This window comes from Acidimicrobiales bacterium, from assembly GCA_035531755.1.
Lineage (GTDB): Bacteria > Actinomycetota > Acidimicrobiia > Acidimicrobiales > UBA8190 > DATKSK01.
Map to the genome: position 1 here is coordinate 39,392 of DATKSK010000010.1, position 22,590 is coordinate 61,981.

Here is a 22,590-nt window from a genome sequence, read left to right on the forward strand (position 1 = left end):
CGCACGTGAGCGCAGTCAGGCTGGTGTTCGGCGCGGAGCTGCGCCGACGGTGGCGGTCGTGGCTGACCCTGGCCGTGCTCATCGCCGTCGTCGGGGGACTGGTCCTTGCGGCCGCGGCCGCCGGCCGCCGGACCGCCACCGCCTACCCGCGCTTCCTGAGCGCCCACGGCTACGACTACCTCGTCTTCAACTACAGCCCGCTGCCGGAGGTCGCCCGGCTGCCGGAGGTCGCCGCTGCCACCGCGGTCGGCGGCCCGCCCAACGCCCCGGTGACCTGTCGGTGCGGCCGCGGCATCAACGACGTGGGCTTCTCGATCAACGACCTCTCGCCAAGGGGCTTCGCGCAGACGGTCAAACTCGTCGCCGGCAGGCTGCCGGCACCGTCGTCGCCGGACGAGGTGCTGGCCTCGTACAACCTCGAGCAGAAGTTCGGCGTGCACATCGGGACCGTCGTCCACACGCCGTTCTTCACGCGCGCCCAGATCCCCGCGTTGGTCCAGGGTGCCAACCTGAGCCCGGCGGGCCCGACCATCGCCCTGCACGTCGTCGGGATCGAGGTCGACGCGGCCGAATTCTCGGCGGGAACGACGGCCACCTACGACTTCTGGGGCACGCCCGCGCTCGACCGCGCCGCGGACCCGTCGTGCACGACGTTGGAGAGATGCGCCAACTCGTACTTCGTCCGGTTGCGACACGGCGCAGCCGACCTCCCGAGGTTCACCGCCGCCCTGAGCGCACTGCACCCGGCGTTCACGCAGGACCTGGACTCGACCTCCTCGGCGGTGGCCTCGGCCATCCACCCCCAGGCGGTGGGGTGGTGGGTGCTCGCCGTCCTGGCCGGACTGGCCGCGCTCGCCACAATCGGCCAGGCCATCGGCCGGCAGAGCGTGGTCGAGAGCGAGGAGTACCCGACGCTCGGCGCGCTGGGCCTCCCTCGCAACGGCCTGGTGGCGCTCGGGACGGCCCGGAACCTCGTGGTGGCGCTGGCCGGCGCCGTCGGCGCCGTCCTCGTGGCCTTCGTCCTGTCGCCGCTCACACCGGTCGGCGAGGCGCGCCTGGCCGAGCCCTCGACGGGGCTCTCCTTCGACACCCTCGTTCTCCCGCTCGGGGCGCTCGCCACCGTTGTCGTCGTGCTGCTCCTCGGGGTGTGGCCGGCCCTGCGCGCCACCCGGGTCCAGATCGGTGACGACCAGGCGACCTATGCCCGCCCTTCGGTCGTCGCCGCCCGGGTGGCCGCGACGGGGGCGCCCCCCAGCGCTGTCGTCGGGGTCCGCCACGCGCTCGAGCGGGGGCGCGGCGCCGCCACCATCCCGGTGGGCACCGCGTTGTTCGGGACGGCCCTGGCCGTCCTCGGCCTGTGCGCCACCGCAGTGTTCGGTGCCAGCCTGTCGCACCTGACCGCCACCCCCGAGCTGTACGGGGACGACTACCAGATCTCGTTCGGCAACGAGGCCGGGCAGGGCAACGCGGCCGCCGTGCTCACCCAGCTGTCGCACGACCGGTCGGTCACCGGGATCATGCTGGGCACCAGGGACGAGATCACCGTCAACGGGACGAACGTCTTCGCCGTCGTGGGGAAGGCCGTGCGCGGGCCCCTGCTCATCTCCGCTGCCAGTGGGCGGGTCCCGGGTGCCAACGGCGAAATCGCCCTCGGCGCCACGACGATGCGCCACGTCGGTGCGCACATCGGGTCCGTGGTGCACGTGACGGTGCAGTCGCCGACCGGCGGCTCGCACACGGCCCCGTTCCGCGTCGTGGGCACGATCCCCTTCCCCAGCCAGTTCGGCCTCGGCGGCATCGGCACCGGCGCGGCGTTCACGATGGGCGGCTACTTGGACGCGGCGTGCCCTGCCGGCCCTGCCGCGACGGCCTGCCGGCGGGCCTACCAGTCCGACCAGATCTTCGCCGTGCTGGCGAAGGTCGCGCCGGGGGCGAAGGGCCGGGCCGACGCCACGCGCATCATCGCCGCCTCACAGGGTGCTGGCGAACCACCGGTTGTCCCCACGTCGTTGGTCAACTTCGGGGAGGCCGTGAACTTCCCGCTCATCCTGGGATTCATGCTGGCGCTGTTCGGTGTGGCGACACTGCTGCACCTCCTCGTCGTGAGCGTCACCCGGCGGCGGCGCGAGATGGGCCTGCTCAAGTCCATCGGGTTCCTGAACGGCCAGGTCGGCGCGACCGTGTGCTGGCAGGCGACCACCGTCGCCCTCGTGGGCATCGTCGTCGGCATCCCCGTCGGCGTGGCCGTGGGCGAGACGGTGTGGCGCGCCTTCGCCGCCAACCTGGGGGCCGTGCCCGTCGCCGTCGTGCCCGCCGGGATCATCGTCGCCCTGGGGGCGGGCGTCCTGGTGGTGGCGAACCTCCTGGCCGTCGCCCCGGCCCTCGCCGCGGCGCGCTCGAAGACCTCGGGGCAGCTCCTACGCACGCAGTAGGGCGTCGCGCGCCGTCCACTCCTCGCACGGCGTCGGGCTCGACCAGCACCTGTCGGGCACCGCCGCGATCTTGTCGCCCAAGGCGGTGGAGCGTCGTCGGTACCTGTCGGACACCTCGGTCATGTCGGGCTCCTCGTCCCTGCCGCGCGGCGGTCGTCGTCCCACGCCTCGAACCATTCCCCGAATCCCCCGAGATCCCGCAGCACCACCTCGGCGCCCGCAGCGCGCAGCTCGTCGGCGGATGCCGGCCCCGTGGACACCCCCACCGCCACGATCCCCGCCGCCCGGGCGGCATCGACGTCGGCCGGGTGGTCGCCGACGTAGGCCAGCGCGCCGTTGTCGGCCAGCGCGCCCCCCTTGGCGGCGCCGAACCGCTGGCCCACCACCACGTCCGCGGCCATGCCCACGACCTGGAGGCTCGTGCGCGCGTGGGGCTCGAACTTGGCCGTGACCACCACCACGCGGCCACCGCGCCCGTGCACCGTCCGCACGGCGGTCGCCGCTCCCGGCATCGCCTCGGTCAGGTGGAGCAGGGTGGCGTGGATGGCGCGGAACCGGGCGCAGGCGGCGGCGAGGTCGTCGGGCCCGAACCACGGCGAGAGCGCCACCTCGAGCGGTGGGCCGAGCGTGGCGAGGATCTCGTCGGCGTCGACGTCGACGCCCGTCTCGCCCGCCAGCGCGTCCAGGGCGCCCCGCACGCTCCTGCGCGGGTCGATCAGCGTCATGTCCAAGTCGAAGCCGATCACGGGCGGGGGCGCGGGCCGGTCAGGCGGCATGCGGTGCACGGTAGCCGCCCGCCCGCGGGGCGACGCCGCCCGGGCACGCCCGTCGCGTAGGTTGGCAACCGCCCGGGACGCCGTCGCGCCACACCGGGCCTCGCCTGCACCCGCGGGCCGACGCCATGGAGGACAGCCGATGGACACGACTGGCGACTACCGGCCGAGCGCATTCGACTTCGTGGCCGACCAGGTTCGGTTGTACGAGGCGACGGGAGGACGTGAGGGTGACACGCTCGAGGGCAAGCCGGTCGTCATCCTGACGACGCGGGGCCGGCGCACCGGGGCGGAGCGCAAGTCGCCGCTCATGCGCGTCGAGCACGACGGGCGCTACGCCGTCGTGGCCTCCATGGGCGGCGCCCCCCGGCACCCGGTCTGGTACCTGAACCTCGTCGCCGACCCGATGGTCCGGCTCCAGGACGGTGCCCGGGTGATGGAGCTGCGGGCGCGTACCGCCACCCCCGAGGAGCGGCGGGAGTGGTGGCCGCGTGCCACCGCGGCGTGGCCGGCCTACGACGACTACCAGCAGAACACCGAGCGCGAGATCCCCGTCGTGATCCTCGAGCCCGTCTCGTAGCGCCCCGGCTCAGTCCTTCTTGCCCAGCAGGGGGTGCGCCGGCATGCCGATCGGCTGGAGGTGCTGGCCGAGGACGTCGTGGAAGTGCTCGGCCACCTCGCCCGGTGTCCAGCCGCCGTCGCGCCACATGGCCGCCACCTGCCGCGGCGTCTGGAAGATGGTGTACGCGTACCCGGTCCGCCCCAGCACCTGGCCGTTCACGTAGCCCGCCTGCTCCGAGGCGAGGAATGCGACGAGCGGGGCGTTGAGCGCGGGGTCCTGGTCCGGGGGTGCCTCCGCCCCGCCGAAGAGGTTCTCGGTCATGCGGGTGAGCCCGGCGGGGGCCACGGCGTTGACGGTGATGCCGTAGCGGCCGAGCTCGAGCGCCCACACGAAGGTCATGCCCATGATGGCGGCTTTGGCCGCGCCGTAGTTGCTCTGCCCGAAGTTCCCGCGCAGGCCCGCCGACGAGGTGATGTTGACGATCCGGCCGTAGCCGGCCTCCTTCATGTGGGCGGCGGCGTGGTGCGCGCAGTTGAAGGTGCCCTTCTGGTGCACGGCCACCACGGCGTCGTAGTCCTCCGACGTCATCTTGAGAAGGGTGCGGTCGCGCACGATGCCGGCGTTGTTGACGAGGATGTCGATCGACCCGAAGGTGTCGACGGCCTGCGCCACGATGCGCCCGGCACCCTCGAAATCCGACACCGACTCGCCGTTGGCGACGGCAGTCCCCCCCGCCTTTTCGATCAGCGCACACGTCTCGGCCGCCGGCCCCTGGGCGGCGCCGTCGCCGCCGAGCGTCGTGCCGAGGTCGTTCACCACCACACGGGCGCCCTCGGCCGCCAGGCACACGGCGATCTCACGCCCGATGCCCCCGCCTGCACCGGTGACGACCGCCACCCTGCCGTCGAGCAGTCCCATGCCGCTCACACCTCGCTCTCGGTCACGTCGGGATCAGTCCTGGCCGGGGAAGGTCGGTCCCACGATCCAGAGGTCGGACGGGGGGGCCGCCTTGTCCGCCGGCGCGGCGCCCGCCGGTGCCGCCCCGGGCAGGCTCGGCGGCGGCGTCGCCGGTGCGCTCGGCGGTGCCGCCGCGGGGGCGCTCCGGAGGGCCGGGCCCTGTGGCCGCAACCGCGCCGTGCCCCCGAGTGGCTGCGGCGGGCGTGGACCCGGCGCCGGCACCGCACCGCCGGGCACGGCACCGCCGGGCGCGGCACGGGGCGCAGCCGCGAACGGCATGCCGGTGGCGCCGCGCGACCCGTTCGTCACCGGGGGGGCGCTGCCGTTCGACGCGTGGCCGCCGAAGATCCCGGCCTCCAGAACCGGCTTGGCGTCGCTCGCCGGGCCCTCCCAGGCCACCGCTCCCTTCACCAGGAGCACCGCCCGGTCGGCGATGGCGAGGGCCCGATCCACCTGCTGCTCGACCACGAGGACGGCGGAGCCCTGCTGATGGATGGCCACGAGCCCGTCGTAGACCTGGTCGACGATGACAGGCGCCAGGCCGAGCGACAGCTCGTCCACGATCAGCAGCTTGGGCGGCACGGCCAGCACCTTGGCGAGCGAGAGGATGCGCTGCTGGCCCCCCGACAGGGTCCCGCCCGCCTGGCGCCGGCGCTCGGACAGCACGGGGAAGGCCTCGTACGCCCGTCCCAGCGCGTCGGCCGTGCCCCGCCGCCCCACGCGCCGGAGGAACGACAGGGTGAGGTTCTCCTCCACCGTCAGCGACGAGAACACGGCACGGCCTTCGGGCACGTGCGCCACGCCGCGCCGGGCGATGCGGTGGGCCGAGAGCCTCGTGACGTCTTCGCCGTCCACGCGGATCGAGCCGCTGCTGGCGGGCACCAGCCCGCTCGCCACGCGCGCCAGCGTCGACTTCCCCGCTCCGTTCGAGCCCACCAGGGCCACGATGCCGTCGGCGGGCACGGTCAGCGAGATGCCGAACAGTGCCCGGTAGGTGCTGTAGGAGGCCGAGACGTCCTCGAGCTCGAGGACGGGCGCCGTCGTCATGCCGTGCGCCCCAGGTAGGCGCGCCGCACTTCGGGGTCGGCCACCACGTCCTCGAACGAGCCCTCGGCGATCACCTCTCCCACGTCGAGGACCATGACACGATCGACCGCCTTCGCCACCATCTCCATGTCGTGCTCCACGAGGAGCACGGCCATGCCCTGCTCGCGCTGGGCGCTGCGCAGGACGGTGGCCAGCGCCGCGGTCTCGGCGATGTCGAGCCCCGACGAAGGCTCGTCGGCCATGAGCAGGCGGGGCCTGCCGGCCAGGGCGCGGCCGAGCTCGACCAGCCGGCAGTGCCCGAGGCTCAGGGCCGCGACGGGGACGTCGGCCATGTCCGCCAGGCCCACCAGCTGGAGCACCTCCTCGACGTGCGCCAGCTCGTCGGCATGGGGCTTGCCCTTGTTCAACAGGTCCTTCCACAGCGCGCCGTCGCCGCGGCGGGCGCGCTCGGCCACGATCAGGTGGTCGCGCACCGACAGTTCCGGGAAGACCTCGACCCGCTGGAAGGTACGCCGGATCCCGAGCCGGGCCCGGGCGTGGGCGGGCAGGTCCTCGATGGGCCGGCCGTCGAACGACACCGTCCCGCCGTCGGGGCGGAGCTGGCCGCACATGCAGTTGAACAACGTCGTCTTGCCGGCGCCGTTCGGCCCCACGAGGCCGACGGCCTCACCGGCGTCGACCGTGAGCGAGACGTCCTTCAGCGCCGCGATCCCCCCGAAACGGATCGAGATCCCGCGAGCGTCCAGCAGCGCACCACCGGCCTCACCCACCCAGGACCTCCCCCGAAAGGCTGGCGGCCGGCAACACCTCGAGGGGCGCGGCATCGACGGAGGCGGCCTCACCCTCCACGGGAAGGCCCCCTGCCCGGCGGCGGTCGTAGGCGCTGAACAGCCGGTTGACCCGCTTCATCCAGCGCCCCTTCTGGTACTCCAGGATCCCCTCGGGGTGCACGGCGTAGGTGACCGACCCGAAGGCGAAGAGGATCGGCTCGATGCCGGCGAAGCGCTGCGGCAGGTACGTGAGGACGGTGGCGAACACGGCGTAGCCCATGCCGGCCTGCACGGCACCTTCCACGGTGCGCGCCCCCAGGGTGATCACGGCCACGACGAAGACGAGCGCCCACACGTAGTTGAAGTTGGCCGCCGGGACGGGGGCCGGTGCGAGCGTCGACCCGTACAGCGCGCCGCCGAAGCCCGCGATGCCGGCCGACATGGCGAACACGGTCAGCCGGGCCGTCGCCAGGCTGATGCCCATGCTGGCCGCCGCCGTGGGGCTCCCCCGCATCGCCCCCAGGTACCGGCCCACCGTGCCCCGCTGGACGAGCAGCACGAGCACCATGCACAGCACGAGGGCGCCGAAGCACAGCAGGAGGTAGGAGCGGTCGGAGCCGAAGTCGACCGGGCCCACCACCGGCCTCGGCACCGCCACCCCGGTGAGGCCACCGCCCGACCACGAGTACTGGAACAGCAGTTGGTCGGCGAAGAGGGCGAAGGACAGGGTGACGAGCGCCAGGAGCAGGCCCGAGATGCGCACGGCCACGATGGCGATGACGGTCCCCACGGCCGCGGCCAGCAGGCCGCCCACGACGGCGCCGAGCAGCATGGGCAGGCCGGCGTGGGTGGCCAGCTGGGCAGCCGTGAAGGCCCCGACGCCCGCGAACGTCGCCTGGCACAGCGATATCTGGCCGCTCATGCCGGTGATGAGGGTGATCGACAGGAAGATGATCGAGAACCCGAGACCTTCGCTGAACGTCGTCACCCACAGGCCGGGCACCCACGTCATGTTCGAGACGAGGAAGGCGACGACCAGCACGTAGAAGGCCCACTTCGTGGGCCGTTCCAGGCGGCGGTCGCGGATGGTGACGGCGGGGGGCGCCAGCGGAGGGTCGCACGACGACAGCGGGTCCGTGCTGGCGTCGAGCGTGCGGAGGCCGGGGTTGAGCAGCAGCGTCCCCATCAGGACCACGAAGGGGAACGCCGGGTCCACGGCCTGGGCCAGGACGCCACCCGAGGGCAGGAACCCCTTGATGAGGTTCTCGATCACTCCGAGGGCAACCGCCGCGCCGAGCGCGACCGGCAGCGAGCGCATGCTCGCCACGGCGGCGGCGGTCAGGCCCGCCACCAGCAACGAGGTGAACTCGAAGGGGTCGGTCGGGATGAGCTGGGGCTGCAGCGGCAGGAAGAGCACACCGGCGAGGCCCGCCAGGGTGCTCGACAGTGCCCATGCGCCGGCGGCCACGCTGGGGGCGCTGATGCCCTCGAGCTGGGAGAGGCGGCGGCTCTCCACCACCGCCCGCATCTGCAGGCCGATGCTCGTCCACCGGAACATCGCCATGACGGCGGCCACCACGACCAGGGTGATCACGGTGATGGTGATCTCACCCCCGTTGACGGGCGTGGTGAAGAGGTGGAAGTAGACGTGGTCGGGGTTCAGCCAGAGGAAAGGCGGGTTCAACCTCGGCTGGTTGCCGAAGATGATCGGCACGGTGAGGGGGATGGCGATGAGCAGGCCCACCGACGACACCAGCTTGGCCGTGGTCGATGCGGTGGGGATGTGGCGGAAGAGGAAGCGGTCGAACGCCAGGCCCAGCACGGGCGACAGCACGAGGACCGACAGCACGAACGCCGCCAGCACCGGGACGTGGGCGCTGCGCACCAGCACGTCGAAGACGAAGGCGGCGACGAAGGCCTGCGCCCCGAACGCCAGGTTGAACACGCCCGTGGCCCGGAACGTGAGCACGAGACCCACCGCCATCAGGGCGAAGTCGCACCCGTAGGGGATCCCGGGGATTCCGTAGCTGAGGAACGTGCTCATGTCCCTGGTGGCCTCCCGTTCAGTCGACCGGCGTCACGTCGGTCGTCAGGTGCCCGGCGAGCCCGCCGGCGGGGGGACCGGAGTGGTGCTGTTGAGGTCGAAGCAGACGAACACCTGGTTGGTGCCCTGGACGAAGGACGGGACGAAGTTGCCGTTGTCGACCTTCACGCTCGCCGAGCAGAACGGCGGCGTGGCAGTGGTGTGGGAGGCCGGCCATGGGACCGGGGTGGTGACACCGTCGCCCGTGAAGCCCTTCTGGGAGTTGATCGCGTCCACGAGCCGCTTCTGTGTGAGGTCCTTGCCGACGGCCTTCAGCCCGGCCACGAACTGCGCGGCCGAGACCCAACCGTCGAGGGCCACCTCGTCGTAGGTGTGCGCGGGCTGGTACTTCTGCATCTCGCGAATGTAGGTGGCGATGCCCGGGTAGACGCCGGGGAAGGTGAGCGCAGCCTCGAACGGCACGTGCTGCAGGCCCATGTAGACGCCGGTCATGAGCGACCCGTACTGCTGGAGCGTGGTGCGGTCGTACCCGTTGAACCAGATCTGGTGCATCGTCAGGCCGTTCTGGTTGATGGCCCGCGCGAACGACACGCTCCCGTTGACGTCGAGGCACGAGAACAAGAGGTCGACGTTGTGCGACTTCATCTGCAGGACGTCCGCCGTGGGGTCGGAGCCGAACGGGAAGCTGAGGTCGGTGTAGGACACGTTCACGCCGAACTGGCGCATGCCCGTCACCGCCGCCTGGCAGGCCGCCGCCGACTGGGGCACGCCGTAGGCCACCACGGCCACCGATTGGGCGCCCAGCTGCTGGGCCATCCAGGCGTCTCCGGGCCCGGCGGTCTGGAAGTCGAGGACGGAGCCGAAGGAGCCGAACAAGGTGGGCTTGTTCGCCCAGTCGGTGGACACGACGTAGCCGAACGTCGGCGTCCCCTGGGATGCGAGGTAGCTCGCCCCACCGAAGAACGGCGTCCCCACGCCGACCACGGCGAACACGTGGTCCTGCTCGACGAGCTTCTGGGCCACGGTGAGGTCGATGGTCGAGCTCCCCTGGTCGTCGGTCTGGTAGGCGAGCTTCAGCTTGCGCCCGGCGATGCCCCCTTCGGCGTTGACCATGGAGAAGTAGGCCTGGACCCCGTTCACCACGGGGGCGAAGTCCGAGGACAAGGGCCCGGTGACGTTGGCGATGCTGCCCACGTCGATCTCCGTGGCGGTAACGCCGGGGGCGCCGTTGCCGCCGGTGCTCACCTGCGCCTTGGAGTTGGCGCACCCGGAGACCACGAGAGCCAACGCGGCCACAGCCGAGCCGACCGTCGCGATCCTCCCCCGACGACTGCGCGACATCAGTCCCCCTCTCCCTGCCCACCGCCACCCACGGGCCGCCCCGTTTCCCGACGGGGCTCCGGTCGACGACGTGCCTGACGCCGGTGTCAGTTCGTGCTCGGCCACTGTAGCCTGGGCGTGCGCTGGGCGTCGGACGCCCGCCGTGCCGGGGGACGTGACACCGCCGGCCCCCGACGAACACAGGAGGTGCTCGGGACCATGGCGCTGCGCACGGTCGAAGACGCCCACCACGCCGTGTTGGCCACGGCCAAGGAGCTGTTGGCCAAGGGCCTCGTCGAGGGGACGGCCGGCAACGTCTCGGCCCGCATGCCCGACGGCAACGTCTGCATCACACCGTCGTCGGTCGACTACCGGGCGATGACCCTCGACGACCTCGTGGTCATCGACCCCCGGGGCGAGGTGGTCGACGGCACCCGGCCGGCGTCGTCGGAGAAGGCCCTCCACCTGGCGTGCTACCAGGCCTTCGAGGAGGTCGGGTCGGTCATCCACTCCCATCCGGTCCACGCCACCGTGTTCGCCGTGGCCCGCCTGCCCATCCCGGCGTGCATCGACGAGTTCACCGTCTACGTCGGCGGCGAGGTGGCGGTGACCGAGTACGCGCCGAGTGGCACGCACGACGTCGGGAAGGCCGCCGTGGCCTGCCTGGCCGACCGGGGTGCCGCGCTGCTCGCCAACCACGGCATGGTGGCCGTCGGCAAGGACCCCGCGGACGTGCTCCACGTCACGGCGTGCGTCGAGCGGACGGCCGAGATCGTCCTCGGCGCCATGGCGCTCGGCGGCGCCGTGCCGCTCCCCGACAAGGTCAACGACGACTTCAAGGGCGTCTACAAGTACCTCCGCACGAATTGACGCCGCCCGGCGCGGCCGGCCCCGCGCACGACGGGACCGGCCCCGCTCACGACAGGACCGGCCCCACTCAGGACAGGAAGAGCCGCTCGGGGTCGTAGCGGCGCAGCGCCAGCACCTCGTCGGCGCCCACCGGGGCGAGCTCCTCGACGTGGCGCGCCACCTCGACGTCCCACCCGCACGCGCCGGCCAGCGCCCGCACGCGCGCCGCCACCGGCTCGGTGCCGGCGGGAACCGCCGCCACGCGCAGCTCCCCGTCGACCCGGCGCAGCACCCCGAGGTCGGTCACGACGCTCGTGACCCGGTCGCCCGGGCTCGTCACGTAGCCCACCCGCTCGACGAGCCGCTCGGGGCGCGCCAGGGACACCACCACGCAGCGCGCCGCCCGGCTGGCGACGTCGTTGGCGCCCCCGGAACCCACCAGGAACGGCCCCCCGGGGATCAGCGTCGAATTGAGGTTGCCGTCCCGGTCGACCTGGGCGGCGCCCAGGCAGGCCACGAGGCGCGTCCCCGGTCCGCCCACCACCATGCCGAGCACGGTCGACGCGTCGGCGAGCAGGGGGGACCCCGGGAAGACCCGGTGGTTGAAGATGTAGGGGTCGGCGGGCGTCGGCGTGTAGCCCCACAGGCCGAGCTCGGCGGTGAGGCGCAGCGCGCTCCCCGCGGCGCGCGCCCGGCCGACGGCCACCCATGCGGCCAGGTTGGCGACCCCCGCGCCCGCCAGCACGGCGTCGGCGCCGAGCGCGGCGGCCGTGGCCTCGACCTCGCGGGCCCCGAAGGCGGCGGCGCGCTCCCACGCGCTCGTCGGCGCATCGGGGTCGACCGGGTGGGCCTCGGCGTCGGCGCGCCACGACTCCGGGTCGGCGCGCCCCGCCAGCCACGCCGTGCGCTCGGTCCCGAGGCGCTCGAGGTAGTCGGCGTGGGTCGTCGGCTCGAGCACCCAGTGGCGGGCCCAGGCCTCGAAGCCCTTCCGGGTGGCGGCGCGCGCCTCGGACCAGAACCCGATGTCCTCCCCGTAGGGGGTCACGGGGAGCCCGGGCGCGTACAGCCCGCCGGGGTGGGCGCCGAAGGGGGCCTCCACCACCGCCAGCACGCGGTGGGCGGGGATCCGCACCCGGTGGCCGAGGCCGTCGAGGCGCTCCACGACGCGCTCGACCGTGGCCACCACGCCGCGTCGGGCCGCCCACGCGCCCCACGCCCCTTCGAGGAGGGGCTCGGACAGCGCCACGTTGCCCTCCTCGTCGGCGACGGCCCCGTGGACGAGGACCACGTCGGGCACGAGCGGCGCCACCAGACCGACGGGCCCGAACGGGGTGTCGGCCACGCTGAACGCATCGTTGGCGGCCATCGAGGAGCCCTGGAGCGACCCGGTGACGAGTGCGGGCAGCCCCCGCGCGGCCGCCTCGAGCCGCTGGGTGAAGGTCAGGATCGACCAGTGCTCGACCTCGACCGCGCCCGAGGCGTACGCCTCCTGGAAGATCGGGTTGGGGGTGTACGTCGGGAAGGTGTCGCCCGAGTACGCCGTGACCACCTTGGCGACCATGCCGCCGCGGAAGAACAGCGCGCCGAGCGAGCTCAGGCTGAGCATCACCAGCGTGAAGCCGGCGTCGCTCCCCCAGTGCTGCCGGGCCATCTCGCGCGCCGCCGCGGTCCACCGGCTGTGCCCGCACAGCACGTGCACGGTGTCGCCGCGCTGCACGTGCCGGGCGACGGCGTCCTCGAGCGACAGGTGCTCCACGAGCGCCCCCGATCCCCCGGTCCCCGCCGCGCCTACCGGCCGGTCCAGCGCGGCGGGCGCTTCTCGGCGAAGGCCTTCGGCCCCTCCTTGGCGTCCTCGCTCGAGAACACCTCGGTGGCGATGGACGACTCGATCCGGTACGCCTCTTTCATGTCGACCGCCAGGGCGCGCAGCACACTCTCCTTGGTCTTGCGTACGGCCAGGGGCCCGTTGGCGGTGATGCGGTGCGCGTACTCCTCGGCCTTGGCGCGCAGCTGGTCGGCGGGCACGATCGCGTTGAGCAGCCCGAACTCGAGCGCCTGCTGGGCCGGCACCCGATCCGCGCACAGGAGGAACTCCATGGCCGCCGGGAACGGGATCTGGCGCGGCAGGCGGACGGTGGTCCCCCCGCCGGCGAACAGCCCGCGCTTGGGCTCCATCACGCCGAAGTACGCCTCGGGGACGGCCACGCGCAGATCGCAGCCCCCCAGCATCTCCATGCCGCCGGCCACGCACGCCCCGTTCACGGCGGCCACGATGGGCTTGTACAGCTTCACGCCGCGCAGCACGGCGCGCACCCCGTCGTCGATGCGGTAGCCGTCGATCTCCTCCACCTGCCGCGAGGCGATCTCGCGCTGGAGCTTCGTGACCTCGGGTATGTAGGTCTTCAGGTCCGCGCCGGAACAGAAGGCGTTGCCCACACCCGTGATGATGGCGACCCAGGCGTCCTCGTCGCCGGCGAAGCGGTCCCAGGCGCCGCGCAGCTGGGCGAAGTGGTCCATGTCGAGGCTGTTCATCGCCGCCAGGCGGTCGATGGTGATCCAGACCACATGGTCGTCGCCAAGCTCGTAGTGGACGGGCACGCCTACCTCCTCTGCTCCCGGGGGAGGCCCAGGATGCGCTCCCCGATCACGTTGCGCTGCACTTCGGACGTGCCGCCGGCGATGCTCGCCGCTTTGGACCACAGCCACTGCCGCTGCCACGGCCCCCACGTGCTCGACGCCGGCCCCTCCACTGCCAGGGCGGCGTCGGACAGGTGCTGGGTCATGTCGGACCACGTGAGCTTGACCCAGCTCGACTCGGGCCCGGGCACACCGCCGCGCGCCAGCTTCGACAGCGTGCGCCAGTTGTGGGTGCGCAGCACGACGAGCGACACGTAGGCGTCGACGAGCGCGTCGGCCACGTCGGGGTCGTCGAGCGACCCGTTGCGGGCGGCCTCGGTGAACAGCCGGGAGAGGTAGCCCTCGTGCACGACCTCCTCCTTGAAGGGGAAGGTCGTGCCCCGTTCGTGCGCCAGCGTGGTCGACGCCACGGCCCAGCCCTCGCCGGCCGGGCCGACCAGGTGCTCGTCGGGGACCTCGACGCCGTCGAGGAAGACCTCGTTGAACTCGGCGTCGCCGGTGATCTGCACGAGCGGGCGGATCTCCACGCCGGGCGCCTCCATGTCCACGACGAGCAGCGACAGGCCGCGTGGTCCCGTGCTGCCGGCGACGCTGCGCGCCAGGCACAGGCCGTACCGGGCGAACTGCGCGTACGAGGTCCACACCTTCTGGCCGCTCACGCGCCAGCCGCCGCCGGGCACCGGCTCGGCGCGGGTGGACAGGCCGGCCAGGTCCGATCCCGCGCCGGGCTCGCTGAAGAGCTGGCACCAGATCTCCTCGGCCGTGGTGATGGCCGGGAGCCAGCGCCGGCACTGGTCGGGCGTGCCGTGGGCGAGCAGGGTGGGCCCCGCCAGGTTGATGCCGACGCGGTTGACGAGCTGGGCGGCGCCGCTGCGGGCGTACTCGGCGTTGAAGATCGCCACCTCCACGGCCGTCGCGCCCCGTCCCCCGTACTCGGCGGGCCAGTCGATGCCGACCCACCCGGCGGCCGCCAGCTCGGCCTGCCAGGCCCGCCCCCACGCCACGGCCTGCGCCAGGTCGTCGGTGTCGGGCGCGGGCTCCACGTGCGCCGCCAGCCACGCCCGCACCTCGGTCGCGAAGCGCTGCTCGTCGGCGTCGAGCGACAGGTCCACCGCGGCCCTACAGGTCCCAGGCCTGGGTGCGACCGCTCTCGCCGAACGCGGCGTGCAGCGCCGCCTCCTCGTCGGGGCCGAACGACCGGTAGGCGTCCTCCCCGCGGCCCCGGGTGAACACGGCGTCCCCGTCCACCCGGTCGGCGCGGAACTTCTGGTGCACGAGGGTGCGCACGAGGACCTTGTTGGTCGGCGTGGTGGGGAGCGCGCCGCACAGCCGGACGTAGCGGGGCCGCCACTTCGGGCTCAGGTCGGGTTGCGCGTCCAGCCAGGCGGCGAACGCCGCGGGGTCGAAGGCCGCGCCCTCGCCCAGGACCACGGCCGCCATGACCTGGTCGCCGGCGTCGGCGTCGGGGACCCCGTACACCGACACCAGCATGACGTCGGGGTGGCGGGCCACGATGGCCTCGATCGGCGCGGCCGGAAAATTCTCTCCGTCGACGCGCAGCCAGTCCGAGGTGCGGCCGGCGAAGTACACCCAGTCCTGCGCGTCGACGTACCCGAGGTCACCGCTCCAGTACCAGCCGTTGCGGGTGGTACGGGCCATGGCCTCGGCGTTGCGGTAGTAGCCCTCGAACGGGCCCACGCCCTCGGCGTTGACGATCTCGCCCACGCACTCCTCGGCGTTCACGAGCCTTCCCTCGCCGTCGAACACGGCACGGGGCAGCTCGTTGCCGCCGGGGTCGACGACCTTGATGCCCTGGCGCAGGCGGCCGACCGACCCCCGGGGCACGCCGCCCGAGCGGTCGAGGGCGATGCCTCCTTCGGTCGAGCCGAACACGTCGACCACCGCCACCCCGAAGCGCTCGGCCACCGCCTCCACCACGTGCGGGGAGCCCTCGTTGCCGTAGGCCAGCTTGAGGGGGTTGCGGGCGTCGTCCGGCTTCTCGGGCGTGGCGAGGAGGTACGCCAGCGGCTTGCCGGTGTAGTTGAACCACGTGGCGCCGTACCGGCGCACGTCGTCGAGGAACCGCGACGCGCTGAAGCGCCGGGCGAGGCCGACCGAGGCTCCCGCCACCAGCGCCGGGGCCAGGCCGACCATGAGCGAGTTGGAGTGGAACAGCGGCATGGCCAGGTACCCCACGTCGTCGGGGCCGACGTCGAGGACCATCGTCATGCGGTTGCCGGTCGTGAGCAGCCGCCGCTGCGTGCAGCGCACCGCCTTCGGGGCCGCCGAGGTCCCCGAGGTGAACAGCAGCACCCACAGGGTCTCCACGTCGGGCTCGAGGCCGGCGTCGCCCTCACCGGGGCCCCAGGGCGCCAGCGCGGCGTCGAGCTCGTCGCCCAGGACGACGGGGGGGTCGTCGTCGTCGGCGAAGCGCCCGGACACGAACAGGCCACCGGGGAGCGCCAGCTCGGCCGCCACCGGGGCCAGGAGCTCCTGGTGGCGTGGCTCGGTGATGAGCAGCTGGACGTCGGTGTGCGTGATGTCGGCGAGCAGGTGCTCGTCGCGTCGCGTGTGGTTGAGGCCCACCACCGCGGCCCCGACGAGGGCAGCGCCGGCCAGGGCGAAGACGTAGTCGGGGGTGTTGTCGAGCAGCACGGCGACGTGCGGCGGGCGGTCGGGGTCGAGGCGTCGGCGGAAGAGCCCGGCGAAGCGCGTGGCCTCCCCGAACAGCTCGGCGTGCGACCAGGTGCGATCGCCGAAGTGCAGCGCCGGCCGCGGCGCGTACACCGGGTCGGTGCCGTTGCGCCTGAGCAGGGCGGCGGCGTTGGGCGCCGGCAGCGGCGCCTCGCCCGGTGCCGGCGCCAGGGCGACGCGCTCGGCGACCTCGGGCGGGGCCACGACGTGCGTCCGGGAGGCGGCGCGTTCTCTGACCACGGCGTCAGGTTAGGGCAATCGGCGCGGCGGTAGCGTGGCCGGATGGCCCAGGTGCAGGGGGTGCGACGACGGTCCGGACCACGGCTCCGCCCCACCCTGGTGCCCGCCGGGGCGGCGCGCTACCGCCGTGCCGGGGGCCCCTGGGACCGCGGCGCGCTGGACGCATCGTTCCGGGCGGGCCCGGGGCCGGCGGTCGTCGACGGCGCCGGCCGCCTCGACGCCGCCGCCGTCCGCCACGGCGTGGCCGCGCTGGCCGGACGGCTGGGCGCCGCCGGGGTCCGGCGCGGGGACGCCCTCGCCTGGCAGCTCCCGAACGGCGCCGCCGCGCTGCTGCTGTACCGGGCGTGCTGGCGGCTCGGTGCGGTGGCGGCGCCGCTGCACCACCGCATGGGCGCCGCCGAGGTGGGTGCCGCCCTCGACCAGGTGCGGCCCGTGCTCGTGGTGGCCGGCGCGGGCACGCCGGCGGCCGAGGTGCGCGGCGCGCTCGTCGTGGCGGGGGGGACCGGTCCCGGCGACCTCCTCGAGTGGCTGGCCCCGGCGCCGGCGATGGCCGCCCGGGACTGCCCCGCCCGTCCCGCCGACGTCGCCGTCGCCCTGTTCACGTCGGGGTCGACGGGCGTTCCCAAGGCCGCGCTGCACACCCACCGCAGCCTCGGGTACAAGGCGGCGCTCATGGTCGCCGTGCACGGCCTGGGCCCCGGCGACGCCGTGCTCATGCCCGCGCCGCTGGCCCACGTGTCGGGGCTCCTCAACGGGGTGCTCATCCCGGCCGCGGCGGGGATCCCCACCGTCCTCATGGCCGCGTGGGACCCCGACGAGGCCTTGCGCCGCATCGAGGGCGAAGGCGTGTCGTTCATGGGGGCGCCGCCGATCTTCTTCTCGCAGATGGCCGGCGCGGCAGGGTTCCGGCGCGAGCGCGTGCGCAGCCTCCGGCTCGTCTCCACCGGCGGTGCGTCGGTCAGCCCGGCGTTCGTCGATGCCACCGCCGAGGCCTTCGGCTGCCGGGTGAAGCGCACGTACGGGTCGACCGAGGCGCCGACCGTCACCACCTCGGGGCCCGACGACGGCCCCGGGCGCGCCCGGGACACCGACGGCCGCGCCGTGGGCGAGGTCGAGCTCGAGGTGCGCGACCCCGACAGCGCCGTGCGCCTGGGGCCCGGTGCCGTCGGGGAACTGTGGCTGCGCGGCCCGGAGCTGTTCGCCGGGTACGCCGACCCCGCGGCCACCGCGGCCGTCCTCTCCTCCCGGGGACGGTGGTACCGCAGCGGCGACCTGGGCGTGCTCGACGAGCAGGGGTGGCTGCGGGTGGTGGGTCGACTCTCGGACATCATCATCCGCGCCGGGGAGAACATCTCGGCGTCGGAGGTCGAGGCCGTCCTCGAAGCGCACCCCGCCGTGCGCCACGCGGTGGCGGTGGCGGTGCCCGACCCCGAGGTCGGTGAGCGCGTGGCCGCCTTCGTGGAGGCGACGGCCCCGTTCGACCTCGACACCTGCCGGTCGTGGTTCGCGGCGCGTGGCGTCACCCGCTACAAGACGCCCGAGATCGTCGTCCGGCTCGACGCGCTGCCGGTGCTCGCGGCGGGCAAGCCCGACCGCAAGGCGCTCAGGACGCTGGCGGCCGACCTCGCCCGTCGCCCCTGACGGTCACAGGACCGGTTCGCCGGCCTCGGCGCGCGGCCGCAGGATCCTGGCGAGGCGCTCCCGGTGGTGGGCGGCGGTGCCGAAGCTCACCTGGTCGAGCTGGGACCGCTTGAGGAACAGGTGGAGGTCGTGCTCCCACGTGAAGCCGATCCCGCCGTGCACCTGCAGGCCCGACGCCATGACGCGCCGAGCCGCGTCCGAGCACCACACCTTGGCCGCCGCTGCGGCCGACGACGCCTCGGGGTCGCCGGCGCCCACGGCCCACGCCGCGTAGTAGGCGGCCGAGCGCATGCCCTCCACGTCCACGAGCATGTCGGCGCAGCGGTGCTTCACGGCCTGGAAGCCGCCGATCGGCCGGCCGAACTGCACGCGGTCCTTGGCGTACTGCACCGTCATCTCGAGCACGCGCGAGGCGGCGCCGAGCATCTCGGCCGACACCGCCGTGGCGGCGCGGTCGAGGAGGGCCTCCGCCGCCACGGGCCCGCCGAGTCGCGTCGCCGGCGCGTCGTCGAGCTCGAGCCGCGCCAGGCTGCGGGTGCGGTCCATGGCCGGCTGCGGGGCCGGACGAGCCGAGTCGGGCTGGGCCAGGGCGAACACCGCCGGCACCCCCGAGGCCCGGGCGAACACCACCACCACCTCCGCGTCCGGCCCGAACACCACGGGATCCGTCCGGCCGGTGAGCCGCCACCCCGTCCCGGCCCGGCGCTCGGCGAGCACGGCGTCGTCGCGGCTCGACCACGCCAGCGCGCCCCGGGCGTCGCCCGCGGCCAGCCGGCGCGCCCAGCCGGCCATGTCGACGTCCCCGAGGCCGGAAACCCCGCCCGCGGCGACGCCGGTCGTGTCGCCGGCCTCGGCGCCGTCCGCCGCGTCGCCCGCATCGCCACCGGGGGCGGCGGCCGCGGCCAGCGCCCCGTGGGCGAGGACGGTGCCGACGAACGGCACCGGGGCCAGATGGCGGCCGAGCTGCTCGCACAACACCGCCACCTCCACCATGCCGAGGCCGAGCCCGCCGTCGTGGGCGGGGCGCTCGACCGCCGGCCATCCCTGCGCGGCCATGGCCTCCCACAGCTCGGCGTCGAGGTGGCGCTCACTGCCGGCGACCTCCCGGACCCGTGTCGACGGACAACGCCCCTCCAGGAGGGCGGCAGCCGCATCGCGCAGCGCGACCTGGTCGTCGGAAAGCTCGAAGTCCACGCGGCGAGCCTACCGACCGGCCGGTTCGGGAGCCTGACGTGTGTGTCATGCTGGCGCGGCCCGATGGACCTGACGACGACGCCGGAACAGGATCACCTGCGGAGCCAGCTACGGGAGTGGCTCCACACCCACCTGCCGTGGGAGTACGGGGTGGGCCTGCCCCCGCGCTTCGACGACCTGGCCGAGGAGGTCGCCTTCGGCCGGCGGTGGCAGGCGGACCTGGCGGCCGCGGGATGGGTGGCGGTGACCTGGCCGGCTGCCTACGGCGGCCGGGGGCTGGGGCCCGCCGAGAATTTCGTGGTGCAGGAGGAGCTCGCCCGGGCCCGGGCCCCCGAGCTGGTGGGCCGCATCGGCGTGAATCTGGCGGGCCCGACGCTGCTCGCCCACGGCACCGACGAGCAGAAGGCACGGTGGCTCCCCGCCATCCCCACCGCCGCGGCCCTGTGGTGCCAGCTGTTCTCCGAGCCCGACGCGGGCTCGGACCTCGCGGCGGCGCGCACGGCGGCGCGCCGGGTGGCCGGAGGATGGGAGCTCGAGGGTCGCAAGGTGTGGACGTCGTACGCGCAGTTCGCCGACTGGGCGGTGTGCCTGGCCCGGAGCGACGCGGCGGCCCCCAAGCACAGGGGCCTGTCCTACTTCGTGGTCGACATGCACGCGCCCGGTGTCGAGGTCCGCCCGCTCGTGCAGCTCACCGGCGAGGCCGAGTTCAACGAGGTGGAGCTGCACGAGGTGTTCGTGCCCGACCACCAGCTCGTGGGGAGCCCGGGAGAAGGGTGGCGGGTGGCGGGCTCGACCCTGTCGCACGAACGGGGGGTGAACCCCCGCCAGCTCGTCATCCACCTGCAACACCTCGAAGAGCTCCTGTCGGCCGCGGCCGACGCCGGTTCGTTCGACGACACCAGGCTGCGCCGGCGCCTGGCCCAGGCCTACGTCGAGGTGCGCCTTTTCCAGCTGCTCAATTGGCGATCGTTGTCCAAGCTCCAGCGCGGGCTCGAGCCCGGCCCCGAAGGCAGCATCCTGAAGCTCTACTGGAGCGAGATGAGCAAGCGGCTGCACGCCCTGGCCATGGATGTGCTCGGGCCGGCGGCACCGCTGTGGCGGGACGCGCCCGGGAACCCCGGGGACGGGTCGTGGCAACGGGCATGGCTCTACTATCAGGCGGCGTCGATCTTCGCCGGGACCAACGAGATCCAGCGCAACGTGATCGGTGAACGGGTCCTGGGCCTGCCCCGCGAGCCCGTGGCCACGGAGGCCGTGCCGTGAGCGCCCGGGGCTGGCGACGGGGCGGCGCCGTGGCGCTGTCGAAGGAGGCGGGCAGTGGGAAGTGACGAGCCGGTGGTCAGGTACGACGTCGACGGCGCCGTGGCGACGCTCACCATGAACCGGCCCACGGTGGCCAACGCGCAGGACACCGCCCTCATCGACGCCCTCGACGCCTGCTTCGACCGGGCCGACGACGACGACGAGGTCCGCGTGGTCGTCCTGGCCGGCGCCGGGAAGCACTTCAGCGCCGGCCACGACCTCAAGGCCCTCGTCGGGAACGAGGAGCCCGACAGGTGGGTGGCGATGCGCGCCACGCCCGAGGGGAAGTTCCGCCACGAGCAGGTCATGTACGTCGACCGCTGCCGGAAGATCCACGACTTCCGGAAGCCCACCATCGCGGCGGTGCAGGGGAAGTGCGTGGCGGCCGGCCTGATGTTGGCGTGCATGTGCGACCTCATCGTGGCGGCCGACGACGCGTCGTTCTCGAACCCCGTCCTGCGCATGACCGGCGCCGGCGTCGAGCTGCTCGTCGAGCCCTGGGAGCTCGGCATCCGCAAGGCCAAGGAGTTCCTGCTCGCCGCCGAGGAGCTCGACGCCGCCGAGGCGCTGCGCCTGGGCCTCGTGAACAAGGTGGTGCCGCGCGCCGAGCTCATGGAGCGCACCAGCGAGCTCGCCCGGCGCATCGCGCTCGTCCCCCCGATCACGGCGCAGGTCGTCAAGAGCTCGATCAACAACGTGGGGGAGCTCATGGGCAAGGGCGCGTCGTGGCGGTACCACTTCATGGCGCACCAGTGGGCCCACAACACCGCCACCGCCTTGGCGGCGCTCGAGCAGCGCAAGCAGCTGGGGTCGATGAAAGAGGTCTTCGCGGCGCGCGACCGGGGCGACGAGCCTCCCGCCGCGCAGGACTGACGCCGCCGCATGCCGGGACCCCTCGACGGCCTGCGGGTCATCGACGTCGGCACCAGGATCGGTGCCCCGTTCTGCGCGGGGCTGCTCGGCGAGTGGGGCGCCGAGGTCGTGAAGGTGGAGCAGCCCGGCGCCGGCGACTTCATGCGCGGCATCGGCCCCTTCGTCGACGGGTACTCGCTGTTCTGGGCGGTGGAGGGCCGCGGGCGCAAGAGCGCCACGTGCGACCTGCGCACGCCCGAGGGCCAGGACCTCTTCCGTCGGCTGGCGGCCACCGCCGACGTCGTGTGCGAGAACTTCCGGCCCGGCACCATGGAAACGTGGGGGCTCGGGCCCGCCATGCTCGACCCGCGCCTCGTCGTCGTGCGCATCAGCGCGTTCGGGCAGGACGGCCCGTACGCGGCGCGGCCCGGGCTCGACCGCCTGGGCGTCGCCTACGGGGGGCTGCTCCACCTCACCGGCGAGGCGGACCGGCCCCCCGTCCGACCGGGCGTCACTGTCGCCGACTACCTCACCGGGGTGTTCGCGGCCGAGGCCGCCCTGGCCGCGCTGTACCGACGCGACGCCGGCCGTCGCGGTCACGGCAGCGGGACCGGCGCCGTGGTGGACGCCTCGCTGTACGGGTCGGTGCTGCGCATCCTGGAGTGGACGGTGCCGGCCTACGACCGGCTGGGAACGGTGCGCGCCCGGGAGGGCAACCGCCTGTCGAACTCGGCACCGCTCGACAACTACCTCACGGCCGACGGTCGCTACGTGTGCGTCGTCGCCGGCTCGGACGCCAACTTCGCCCGCCTGTGCCGGGCCATGGGTCGCCTCGACCTCCTCGACGACCCCCGCTTCGCCACGCTCGCCGACCGTGCCCGCAACGGCGACACCATCAACGGCGTCGTGGCCGACTGGGCCGCCGCCCGCAGCGCAGCCGACGTCGAGTCGGCGTGCGTGCAGCACGACGTTCCGGTGGCGACCGCCTACACCGCCCGCGAGATCGCCCTCGACCCGCACTTCGCGGCCCGCGGCGACCTCGTCGCCGTCGACGACCCGGTCCTCGGGGCGCTGCGCCAGCAGGGCCCGTACCCCAGGCTGGTCGGCGAGGACCGCCCGGTACCGAGCGGGGCACCCGCGCTGGGTGCCCACAACGTCGAGGTGTGGTGCGAGCTCGCCGGCCTGACGCCCGGCGAGCTCGCCGAGCTGCAGGCGAAGGGGATCGTGTGACGTCGGAGACGGATCGCAGAAACGGAGGCGATGAGATGACGAGGAC

19 protein-coding genes are annotated in these 22,590 nt (G+C 73.8%); 7 read left to right on the forward strand and 12 right to left on the reverse strand.

All coding sequences use genetic code 11. From position 1 onward, the window contains the following. Positions 1–5 precede the first annotated feature (5 nt). Complete coding sequence (locus tag VMV22_02255) at positions 6–2,432, forward strand: ABC transporter permease (protein ID HUY21141.1); 2,427 nt, start codon at positions 6–8, stop codon at positions 2,430–2,432. Here VMV22_02255 and VMV22_02260 read toward each other — a convergent pair. Together VMV22_02260 and VMV22_02265 are read right to left on the reverse strand one after the other, a co-directional pair. After that, on the reverse strand, positions 2,418–2,555 hold the full coding sequence (locus VMV22_02260; protein HUY21142.1) for a hypothetical protein: 138 nt from the start codon (positions 2,553–2,555) through the stop codon (positions 2,418–2,420). The two genes, VMV22_02255 and VMV22_02260, sit on opposite strands and share 15 nt — an antisense overlap. Then, positions 2,552–3,208 (reverse strand): HAD hydrolase-like protein, encoded by a 657-nt coding sequence (locus VMV22_02265; protein ID HUY21143.1) that lies wholly within the window; start codon positions 3,206–3,208, stop codon positions 2,552–2,554. The genes VMV22_02260 and VMV22_02265 overlap by 4 nt, the downstream gene beginning before the upstream one ends. A 139-nt stretch (positions 3,209–3,347) precedes the next feature. On the opposite strand from VMV22_02265, the gene VMV22_02270 reads away from it, so the two are divergent. Next, the gene (locus VMV22_02270) at positions 3,348–3,785 is read left to right on the forward strand and encodes a nitroreductase family deazaflavin-dependent oxidoreductase (protein ID HUY21144.1); all 438 of its coding nucleotides are present in this window, start codon (positions 3,348–3,350) and stop codon (positions 3,783–3,785) included. Between the two features lie 9 nt (positions 3,786–3,794). On the opposite strand, the gene VMV22_02275 is transcribed toward VMV22_02270, so the two are convergent. The 5 genes from VMV22_02275 to VMV22_02295 are packed head-to-tail and all read right to left on the reverse strand — an operon-like array spanning position 3,795 to position 9,926. Further along, positions 3,795–4,685 carry an SDR family NAD(P)-dependent oxidoreductase gene (locus tag VMV22_02275; protein ID HUY21145.1) on the reverse strand — a complete coding sequence of 297 codons (891 nt, stop codon included), beginning with the start codon at positions 4,683–4,685 and terminating at the stop codon, positions 3,795–3,797. Positions 4,686–4,718: 33 nt separating this feature from the next. Beyond that, the gene (locus VMV22_02280; GenBank protein ID HUY21146.1) at positions 4,719–5,771 is read right to left on the reverse strand and encodes an ABC transporter ATP-binding protein; all 1,053 of its coding nucleotides are present in this window, start codon (positions 5,769–5,771) and stop codon (positions 4,719–4,721) included. Continuing rightward, the gene (locus VMV22_02285; protein ID HUY21147.1) at positions 5,768–6,541 is read right to left on the reverse strand and encodes an ABC transporter ATP-binding protein; all 774 of its coding nucleotides are present in this window, start codon (positions 6,539–6,541) and stop codon (positions 5,768–5,770) included. Before VMV22_02285 ends, VMV22_02280 begins: the two co-directional genes overlap by 4 nt. Further along, complete coding sequence (locus VMV22_02290; GenBank protein HUY21148.1) at positions 6,534–8,585, reverse strand: ABC transporter permease; 2,052 nt, start codon at positions 8,583–8,585, stop codon at positions 6,534–6,536. The genes VMV22_02285 and VMV22_02290 overlap by 8 nt, the downstream gene beginning before the upstream one ends. Before the next feature lie 45 nt (positions 8,586–8,630). Beyond that, on the reverse strand, positions 8,631–9,926 hold the full coding sequence (locus tag VMV22_02295; GenBank protein ID HUY21149.1) for an ABC transporter substrate-binding protein: 1,296 nt from the start codon (positions 9,924–9,926) through the stop codon (positions 8,631–8,633). A gap of 117 nt (positions 9,927–10,043) precedes the next feature. On the opposite strand from VMV22_02295, the gene VMV22_02300 reads away from it, so the two are divergent. Further along, positions 10,044–10,775 (forward strand): class II aldolase/adducin family protein, encoded by a 732-nt coding sequence (locus VMV22_02300; protein ID HUY21150.1) that lies wholly within the window; start codon positions 10,044–10,046, stop codon positions 10,773–10,775. Positions 10,776–10,842: 67 nt separating this feature from the next. Here the strand turns inward: VMV22_02300 and VMV22_02305 are convergent, their stop codons facing one another. Genes VMV22_02305 through VMV22_02320 form a run of 4 tightly spaced genes read right to left on the reverse strand, consistent with a single transcriptional unit; the run spans position 10,843 to position 16,325 of the window. Further along, positions 10,843–12,510, reverse strand: a complete 1,668-nt coding sequence (locus tag VMV22_02305; protein HUY21151.1) for a CoA-transferase — start codon at positions 12,508–12,510, stop codon at positions 10,843–10,845. A gap of 32 nt (positions 12,511–12,542) precedes the next feature. Continuing rightward, a complete protein-coding gene (locus VMV22_02310) occupies positions 12,543–13,352 on the reverse strand; it encodes an enoyl-CoA hydratase-related protein (GenBank protein HUY21152.1) in 810 nt (269 codons plus the stop codon). 2 nt (positions 13,353–13,354) lie between these two features. After that, a complete protein-coding gene (locus tag VMV22_02315; protein HUY21153.1) occupies positions 13,355–14,503 on the reverse strand; it encodes an acyl-CoA dehydrogenase family protein in 1,149 nt (382 codons plus the stop codon). 7 nt (positions 14,504–14,510) lie between these two features. Beyond that, positions 14,511–16,325, reverse strand: a complete 1,815-nt coding sequence (locus VMV22_02320) for an AMP-binding protein (GenBank protein ID HUY21154.1) — start codon at positions 16,323–16,325, stop codon at positions 14,511–14,513. A gap of 42 nt (positions 16,326–16,367) precedes the next feature. On the opposite strand from VMV22_02320, the gene VMV22_02325 reads away from it, so the two are divergent. Beyond that, positions 16,368–17,966, forward strand: coding sequence for a class I adenylate-forming enzyme family protein (locus VMV22_02325; GenBank protein HUY21155.1), 1,599 nt, complete (start codon positions 16,368–16,370; stop codon positions 17,964–17,966). A gap of 3 nt (positions 17,967–17,969) precedes the next feature. Here the strand turns inward: VMV22_02325 and VMV22_02330 are convergent, their stop codons facing one another. Next, positions 17,970–19,160, reverse strand: a complete 1,191-nt coding sequence (locus tag VMV22_02330; GenBank protein ID HUY21156.1) for an acyl-CoA dehydrogenase family protein — start codon at positions 19,158–19,160, stop codon at positions 17,970–17,972. 63 nt (positions 19,161–19,223) lie between these two features. Between VMV22_02330 and VMV22_02335 the strand changes: the two genes are divergently transcribed. Genes VMV22_02335 through VMV22_02345 form a run of 3 tightly spaced genes read left to right on the forward strand, consistent with a single transcriptional unit; the run spans position 19,224 to position 22,544 of the window. Beyond that, entirely contained in the window at positions 19,224–20,423 is a 1,200-nt protein-coding gene (locus tag VMV22_02335) for an acyl-CoA dehydrogenase family protein (GenBank protein HUY21157.1), read from the forward strand. Between the two features lie 54 nt (positions 20,424–20,477). Further along, on the forward strand, positions 20,478–21,335 hold the full coding sequence (locus tag VMV22_02340) for an enoyl-CoA hydratase (protein HUY21158.1): 858 nt from the start codon (positions 20,478–20,480) through the stop codon (positions 21,333–21,335). A 9-nt stretch (positions 21,336–21,344) separates the two neighbouring features. Further along, complete coding sequence (locus VMV22_02345) at positions 21,345–22,544, forward strand: CaiB/BaiF CoA-transferase family protein (GenBank protein ID HUY21159.1); 1,200 nt, start codon at positions 21,345–21,347, stop codon at positions 22,542–22,544. The last annotated feature ends 46 nt before the right edge of the window (positions 22,545–22,590 follow it).

Excerpts from the sequence above, each read along its gene's own strand:
- VMV22_02345 (HUY21159.1), top strand. The coding sequence starts at position 21,345 with ATGCCGGGACCCCTCGACGGCCTGCGGGTCATCGACGTCGGCACCAGG.
- VMV22_02265 (HUY21143.1), bottom strand. The coding sequence starts at position 3,208 with ATGCCGCCTGACCGGCCCGCGCCCCCGCCCGTGATCGGCTTCGACTTG.
- VMV22_02270 (HUY21144.1), top strand. The coding sequence starts at position 3,348 with ATGGACACGACTGGCGACTACCGGCCGAGCGCATTCGACTTCGTGGCC.
- VMV22_02295 (HUY21149.1), bottom strand. The coding sequence starts at position 9,926 with ATGTCGCGCAGTCGTCGGGGGAGGATCGCGACGGTCGGCTCGGCTGTG.
- VMV22_02290 (HUY21148.1), bottom strand. The coding sequence starts at position 8,585 with ATGAGCACGTTCCTCAGCTACGGAATCCCCGGGATCCCCTACGGGTGC.
- VMV22_02325 (HUY21155.1), top strand. The coding sequence starts at position 16,368 with ATGGCCCAGGTGCAGGGGGTGCGACGACGGTCCGGACCACGGCTCCGC.
- VMV22_02260 (HUY21142.1), bottom strand. The coding sequence starts at position 2,555 with ATGACCGAGGTGTCCGACAGGTACCGACGACGCTCCACCGCCTTGGGC.
- VMV22_02275 (HUY21145.1), bottom strand. The coding sequence starts at position 4,685 with ATGGGACTGCTCGACGGCAGGGTGGCGGTCGTCACCGGTGCAGGCGGG.
- VMV22_02280 (HUY21146.1), bottom strand. The coding sequence starts at position 5,771 with ATGACGACGGCGCCCGTCCTCGAGCTCGAGGACGTCTCGGCCTCCTAC.
- VMV22_02335 (HUY21157.1), top strand. The coding sequence starts at position 19,224 with ATGGACCTGACGACGACGCCGGAACAGGATCACCTGCGGAGCCAGCTA.